The organism is Stenotrophomonas sp., from assembly GCF_032061965.1.
Lineage (GTDB): Bacteria > Pseudomonadota > Gammaproteobacteria > Xanthomonadales > Xanthomonadaceae > Stenotrophomonas.
Genome location: NZ_DAMBEF010000024.1, coordinates 50,713 through 57,385, shown reverse-complemented (window position 1 = coordinate 57,385; position 6,673 = coordinate 50,713). Strand labels below are relative to the sequence as shown.

At 64.6% G+C, this 6,673-nt stretch carries 7 protein-coding genes; 5 read left to right on the top strand and 2 right to left on the bottom strand.

Annotation, left to right across the window (positions count from 1 at the left end; translation table 11 throughout):
• Together RT460_RS13200 and clpS are read right to left on the bottom strand one after the other, a co-directional pair.
• A partial coding sequence (locus tag RT460_RS13200) for a Clp protease N-terminal domain-containing protein (RefSeq protein ID WP_313319422.1) occupies positions 1-1,527 on the bottom strand: 1,527 nt, incomplete at its 3' end.
• A gap of 331 nt (positions 1,528-1,858) precedes the next feature.
• The gene (gene clpS, locus RT460_RS13195) at positions 1,859-2,179 is read right to left on the bottom strand and encodes an ATP-dependent Clp protease adapter ClpS (RefSeq protein ID WP_313319421.1); all 321 of its coding nucleotides are present in this window, start codon (positions 2,177-2,179) and stop codon (positions 1,859-1,861) included.
• A gap of 106 nt (positions 2,180-2,285) precedes the next feature.
• Here clpS and RT460_RS13190 point away from each other — a divergent pair, with 106 nt between their 5' ends.
• From RT460_RS13190 to RT460_RS13170, 5 genes are all read left to right on the top strand, one after another.
• Positions 2,286-2,762, top strand: a complete 477-nt coding sequence (locus RT460_RS13190) for a hypothetical protein (protein ID WP_313319420.1) — start codon at positions 2,286-2,288, stop codon at positions 2,760-2,762.
• Between the two features lie 2 nt (positions 2,763-2,764).
• The gene (locus RT460_RS13185) at positions 2,765-3,226 is read left to right on the top strand and encodes an NUDIX hydrolase (RefSeq protein WP_313319419.1); all 462 of its coding nucleotides are present in this window, start codon (positions 2,765-2,767) and stop codon (positions 3,224-3,226) included.
• Positions 3,223-4,344: a tRNA 2-thiouridine(34) synthase MnmA gene (gene mnmA, locus RT460_RS13180; protein ID WP_313319418.1), complete on the top strand. Its 1,122-nt coding sequence runs from the start codon at positions 3,223-3,225 to the stop codon at positions 4,342-4,344. Before RT460_RS13185 ends, mnmA begins: the two co-directional genes overlap by 4 nt.
• Before the next feature lie 10 nt (positions 4,345-4,354).
• Positions 4,355-4,969, top strand: coding sequence for a high frequency lysogenization protein HflD (gene hflD, locus RT460_RS13175; RefSeq protein WP_313319417.1), 615 nt, complete (start codon positions 4,355-4,357; stop codon positions 4,967-4,969).
• Between the two features lie 122 nt (positions 4,970-5,091).
• Positions 5,092-6,282 carry a methyl-accepting chemotaxis protein gene (locus tag RT460_RS13170; protein ID WP_313319416.1) on the top strand — a complete coding sequence of 397 codons (1,191 nt, stop codon included), beginning with the start codon at positions 5,092-5,094 and terminating at the stop codon, positions 6,280-6,282.
• Positions 6,283-6,673 lie beyond the last annotated feature (391 nt).

The window sequence follows — 6,673 nt, the reverse complement described above, 5'->3', positions numbered from 1 at the left end:
GGTCACCTCGGTCTTGCCCACGCCGGTGGGGCCGGCAAACAGGAAGTTGCCGATCGGCTTTTCCGGATTGCCCAGACCGGACCGCGACAACTTGATCGCCGACGCCAACGATTCGATGGCCGGGTCCTGGCCGAAGATCACCATCTTCAGGTTGCGCTCCAGGTGCTGCAGCACGTCCTTGTCGGTCGCGGTGACCTGCTTGGCCGGGATGCGCGCCATCTTGGCGATGATCGCCTCGATTTCCTCGATGTCGATGCGCTGCTTGCGCTCACCCTCAGGCAACAAGCGCTGGCGTGCACCGGCCTCGTCGATCACGTCGATGGCCTTGTCCGGCAGCAGGCGGTCACCGATATGCTTGACCGACAGGTCCACTGCCGCGCGCAGAGCGTCATCGGCGTAGGTGACGCTATGGTGCGCCTCGTACTTGCCACGCAGGCCCTTGAGGATTTCATAGGCCTCGCCCACCGTCGGCTCGACGATGTCGATCTTCTGGAAGCGACGGGCCAGCGCACGGTCTTTCTCGAAGATGCCGCGGTATTCCTGGAAGGTGGTCGAGCCGATGCAGCGCAGCTCGCCCGAGGCCAACGCCGGCTTGATCAGGTTGGACGCATCCATGGTGCCACCCGACGCCGAGCCGGCCCCGATGATGGTGTGGATCTCGTCGATGAACAGCACCGCGTTGGGGATCTTCTTCAACGAAGTGATCACGCCCTTCAGGCGCTTCTCGAAATCACCGCGGTACTTGGTGCCGGCAACCAGCGCGCCCAGGTCCAGCGAGTAGATCACTGCATCGGCCAGTACTTCCGGCACCTCGCCGTCGACGATGCGCTTGGCCAGGCCTTCGGCAATGGCAGTCTTGCCCACGCCGGCCTCGCCCACGTACAGCGGGTTGTTCTTGCGGCGGCGGCACAGGACCTGGATGGTCCGTTCGATCTCGTCACGACGACCAACCAGCGGGTCGATACGGCCGGCCTTGGCCGCCTCGTTGAGGTTGCTGGCGAACTCGGCCAGGGAATCGCCCTTGCCCTCGCCCTCCATGCCCTCCGCACGGCCTTCCCCATCCAGCGGCGGGGACATGTCGGCGTCATCGCTACCGTTCTTGCCCACGCCGTGGGACAGGTAATTGACCACGTCCAGCCGGGTCACATCCTGCTGGTTGAGGTAATAGACCGCGTGGGACTCCTTCTCGCCAAAGATCGCCACCAGCACGTTGGCACCGGTGACCTCCTTCTTGCCCGAGGACTGCACGTGATAGACCGCCCGCTGCAGCACCCGCTGGAAGCCCAGGGTAGGCTGGGTATCGCGGCCGTCGTCTTCGGCCAGCAGTGACACCGAGGCGTTGATCGCCTTTTCCAGTTCGCTGCGCAGACGGTCCAAGTCGGCACCGCAGGCTTTCAGTACGGCCTGGGCCGAAGCGTTCTCCAGCAGTGCCAGCAAAAGATGTTCAACCGTCATGTACTCGTGCCGGGCCTCGCGGGCGCGCTTGTAGCACTGACCAATGGTCTGCTCGAGGTCTTTACTGAACATGTGGGGCACTCCGATTCCGGTTGGAGACAATATGCGGCCTGGCTGCGCCTTTTCCAGCACCCTAGCTACGCGGATGTAGAGGTTGCGTCAGCAATATGCGCAAATTCTGCACCCCGTGAATCCTGCATTCAGTTTCGTGGGAGTGTTGGGCATGGGTCACAAGTCCACGCCATGGCAGGACTTTGCGCCAACAGGCATGGCGCGCTCCGGGTACGGCGCAGTGCAACTGCCAGGGCAGGCTGAAACGCGGTGTTCCGCCGACGAGGTCAGTACGCCGGGTACGCCACACGTAAGAGGCAGCATGGCCCGGCACGCGCGGCGAGCCGAGGCCTCAGGCGCGCTCCATCGTGCACAGCAGCGGGTGCTGGTTCATGCGCGAGAACTCGTTGACCTGGGCCACCTTGGTTTCGGCAACTTCGCGGGTGTACACACCGCAGATGCCGCGGCCACGGGTGTGGACATGCAGCATCACCTGGGTCGCCTTGTCCAGGTCCATCGAGAAAAAGTCCTGCAGTACCGTGATGACGAAGTCCATCGGCGTGTAGTCATCATTGAGCAGCATCACCTGGTACTGCGGCGGCGGCGCGATCTCCGGCTTGCTGGGGGCAACCAGCAGGCCATGGTCCTGTTCGTGTTGGGGCTGTTGTGGCATCCCCCCATTATAGCGGCTCGCCCGCGTGCAGACCGGACACGATTGGACGGCGCCCCCCCTGCCCCCGCACAATTCAGGGACCAATCAACTGTCTATTGGGGACGAAATGAAGAAGTTTATTGCCGGTGGCGTCGTGGCAGCCCTGTTTGCAGGGGCCATGGGGAGCGCGATAGCCGGTGAACCCGACCGCGCCGTGGGCCGCCTGTTGGACGGCCTGGAGTACAAGTACGAAGTTGACGGTGACGGCGACTACCAGCTTGTTTTTGAAATGGATGATGACCGTACCCAGTTGGTCTACGTCCGTTCCAATGTCGAAAGCTACGGCAGCCACAATGTCCGTGAGATCTGGTCGCCGGGCTACAAGTCCGCCACCCCGGCCTTCCCGGCCCCGGTCGCCAACCGCCTGCTGGAAGACTCCAACGACTCCAAGCTGGGCAGCTGGGTGAAGCAGAGCGATATGGCCATGTTCGTGGTCAAGATCGACGCAAACGCCAGCGCGGAGGTCCTGTCCGATGCCATCGACGCCGCCGCCAAGAGCGCCGACGGGATGGAGAAGGAACTGACCTCCAAGGACGACTACTGAGCGTGAATGCCCTGCAGTCCCAGCGCTGGGCGCCACATGTGACCGTGGCCACCGTGGTGTCCCGCGCCGGTCAGCTGCTGCTGGTTGAAGAGGACAAGGGCGGCCGCCGGGTGTTGAACCAGCCGGCCGGCCACCTGGAGCCGGGTGAAACGCTGCTGCAGGCAGCGGTCCGCGAGACGCGTGAGGAGACCGGCTGGGACGTGCGCCTGACCGGCTTCATCGGCAGTTACCAGTGGACTGCCGATGATGGCACCCCGTTCCTGCGCTTCGCCTTTGAAGCCGAACCCCTGCAGCACCACCCAGAACAGGCGCTGGATGCCGGCATCGTGCAGGCGCTGTGGCTTTCGCCCACTGCCCTGCAGGCCGACATGGCGCGGCTGCGCAGCCCGCTGGTCTGGCACACGGTGTCGGACTGGTTGGCTGGTCAGCGCTATCCGTTGTCGATGTTGAGGCACATACCGTGAGTAACCCGGGTATCGTCGTCGGTGTATCCGGCGGCGTTGATTCTTCCGTCGCCGCACTGGCCCTGGTGCAGCAAGGCCTGGATGTGGCCGGACTGTTCATGCAGAACTGGGCCGACGATGGCAGTGGCCACTGCCGCGCCGAAGAGGACCGCCGCGACGCCGTGGCGGTATGCGGTCGGTTGGACATTCCGTTCCATTTCCGCGATTTTTCGGCCGAGTACTGGCAGGGCGTGTTCGAACACTTCCTGGCCGAATACGCGGCCGGTCGCACGCCCAACCCCGACGTGCTGTGCAACCGCGAGGTCAAGTTCAAGCACTTCCTGGATGCCGCCCGCGAGCTGGGCGCCGAGCGCATCGCCACCGGTCACTATGCACAGGTCGCACAGCGCGATGGACGCTGGCGGCTGCTGCGCGGCGCCGACCGCGGCAAGGACCAGAGCTATTTCCTGCACCAGTTGGGCCAGGCCCAGTTGGCGGCAACTCTGTTCCCGATCGGCCACATGGAAAAGAGCGACCTGCGCAGGATCGCCCGTGACGCCGGCCTGCCTACCCATGCCAAGAAGGACTCGACCGGCATCTGTTTCATCGGCGAGCGCGACTTCCGCGAGTTCCTGGGCCAATACCTGCCAGCTCGCGAGGGCGAGATCCACGACCCCGAGGGCCAGTTCATCGCGCGCCATCCCGGCGTGTTCTATTTCACCCTGGGCCAGCGCGAAGGCCTGAACATCGGCGGCGTGCGTGGCCGCCCGGCCGCCCCATGGTTTGTTGTCGGCAAGGACGTGGCACGCAATATCCTGTATGTCGATCAGGGCCATGACAGCCCTTGGCTGCAATCGAGCTGGCTGCGCAGCGAACCCATGCACTGGATCGCCGGTGCGCCGCCAGCGGCACGTTTCGACTGCACCGCGCAGACCCGCTATCGTCAGCCCGATGAACCCTGCACCGTCCAGGTGCGCGACGATGGCACCCTCGATGTGCATTTCGCGCGGCCACAACGGGCCGTGACGCCAGGGCAATCGCTGGTGCTGTATGACGGCATGGAATGCCTTGGCGGCGCCGTGATAACCGCAACCGACGCACCGTTGGAGCGCCGTTTGGGCGCTTCCGTTTCTCCTTGAGAGGTAAGCAATGAGTTTTTCCTTCGACGACCGCGTTCTGGCCTTGGCCGGCATTGCCCAGGCCCTGCAGCAGGTGCGCCGCATCGCCGAAACCGGCCATTCCGAGGCGGCCGTGGTGCGTACCGCGATGGACAGCGTGATGCGCATCGATGCGCCCTCCCCGGCCGCCGTCTATGGCAGCGTCCGCGCAGTGGAGCCCGGCCTGCGCCTGCTGCGTGACTACTTCAGCAACCAGGGCAAGGACGATCTGCTGCCGCGTCTGGCACTGTCGGTGATGCAACTGGAGCGCCGCTTCGTGCGCGAAGGTGCCACCGTCGACAAGGTCGAGGCTGGCATCGCCCGCAGCGCCGGCCGCGTGCAGGAACTGGGGGAAAGCAACCACCCGGATATCCTCAGTGCCATGGGCGCCCTGTATGCGGACACCATCAGCCAGCTCAAGCCACGCATCATGGTCCAAGGCAACCCGCATTACCTGGGGCAGGCGATGGTGGTGGCCGAGATCCGCGCCCTGCTGCTGGCTGCCGTGCGCTCTGCGGTCCTGTGGCGCCAGCTCGGTGGCAGCTACTGGGATTTCCTGTTCTCGCGCAAAACAATGGGCGAAGCCATCAATCGACTGCTGCGCTGAACCACCGCCCGCTGCCGGATTGCAGCGGGCACTCATGCATCCACTCGGGGATTGTCGTCGCGGGCACTAAAGAGCCCCCCACTGCGGCCGATACTGCATTCGTGACTCTCCCGAGAACGTCCATGTATTCACGTATTGCAATCCGCCTGGCAGCTCCGCTTGCCCTGACCCTCCTGCTTTCGCTCGCCTTCGCGCTGTCCTGGCCCACCGCCGCGGTCTGGGCCATCCTGACCACCATGGTCCTGAGTTGGCTGGTGTTTGCGTACTGGAGCGCCCACGCGCAGGCCCAGCGCTCGCCCGAGCACGCCAAGGTATTGAAGGAGCAGGACCAACTGCTCAACGAGCTGCGCAGCTTCGTCAGCAATGAGATCGACGGTTCGCGCAGCGAGATTGAACGCGCGCGTGAGTTGATCCGCCAGGCGGTATCCGGCCTGGGCAGCAGTTTTGATGCGATGAGCCGCAAATCGCGCCAGCAAAGCCAGGCATTGGCCCGCGTCGTCGACCGTGCCAGTGAAGATGGCGGCAGTGGCGTGGATGTCGCACGGTTTGCCCAGCACGCCAGCCAGCAGATGGAACAACTGGTCGAGGCGCTGGAGCAGGTAAGCGGCCAGAGCAGCAATACCGTGCAGCACATCGACCAGATGGCGCAGCACCTGGACGGCATCTTCTCGCTGCTGGAGGACGTCAAGTCGATTGCCGACCAGACCAACCTGCTGGCCCTGAATGCCGCGATCGAAGCCGCCCGCGCCGGTGAAGCCGGCCGAGGCTTCGCGGTGGTGGCCGACGAAGTCCGCAACCTTTCCGAGCGTTCGACCACGTTCAACGAGCAGATCCGCAAGCTGGCACACAGCTCCAAGGACGCCATCGCAAAGGTCCGTGAAACGGTCTCGCACATGGCCTCGCGCGACATGGACCGCTCCCGCGAAGCACGCCATGAAGCGGCGGCGATGCTGGACAACGTTGCGGCCATCAACGCCTCGCTGGGTGACGGCATGCGCGAGATTTCCGAGTGCGGCCGCGCCATCGACGGTAGCGTGGCCGAGGCGGTACGCGCCCTGCAGTTTGAAGACATCGCCACCCAGGCCCTGGGCGGGGTACACACCCACCTGGACCGCCTGACCGCGATCAACCGCGAGGCCGTCGCCCTGCAGGAGCTGCTGCATCGCAATGGTGGCGTGTTCGATGGCGAACTGGTCACCGCCCTGCAGCGCACCGGCAGCCGCCTGCGCGACATGCGCATCGAATGGGAGCGCCCGCCACACAAGCCGGTTACCCAGCAGAGCATGGGCGCCGGCACCGTGGAACTGTTCTGAGCCACGCAACGCACACGCGTTCCTTCAAACCCCGGCCTTTGGCCGGGGTTTTGGCGTAACGGCAACCATGTCCCAGCTCCCAGAGGGCGCCGTCACGGCGCAGTCCAGCGAACGTAGCAAGCAATTGTGCGCCTTGGAGGAATCGGCCCGGCAGGAGTGGCTGCAGCTGCTCGCCGGGCGCCCAGATCGCGACGCAGCGCAAGACTGGCTGTCCATCAGCATTGGATGGGATCTGTGTTTGCCTGCACCCGCGGGCCCGGCTCAGGCCGCGAAGCTTGTGGCAATCGGTGCTGGTTGCGCGTTTTGATGCACCCGCAAACGTTGCCGGGAAAGCTTCTGCCGAGCATGGCTCGGCACTACAAATGATGCCTGGCCCTGGCTACAGATGATG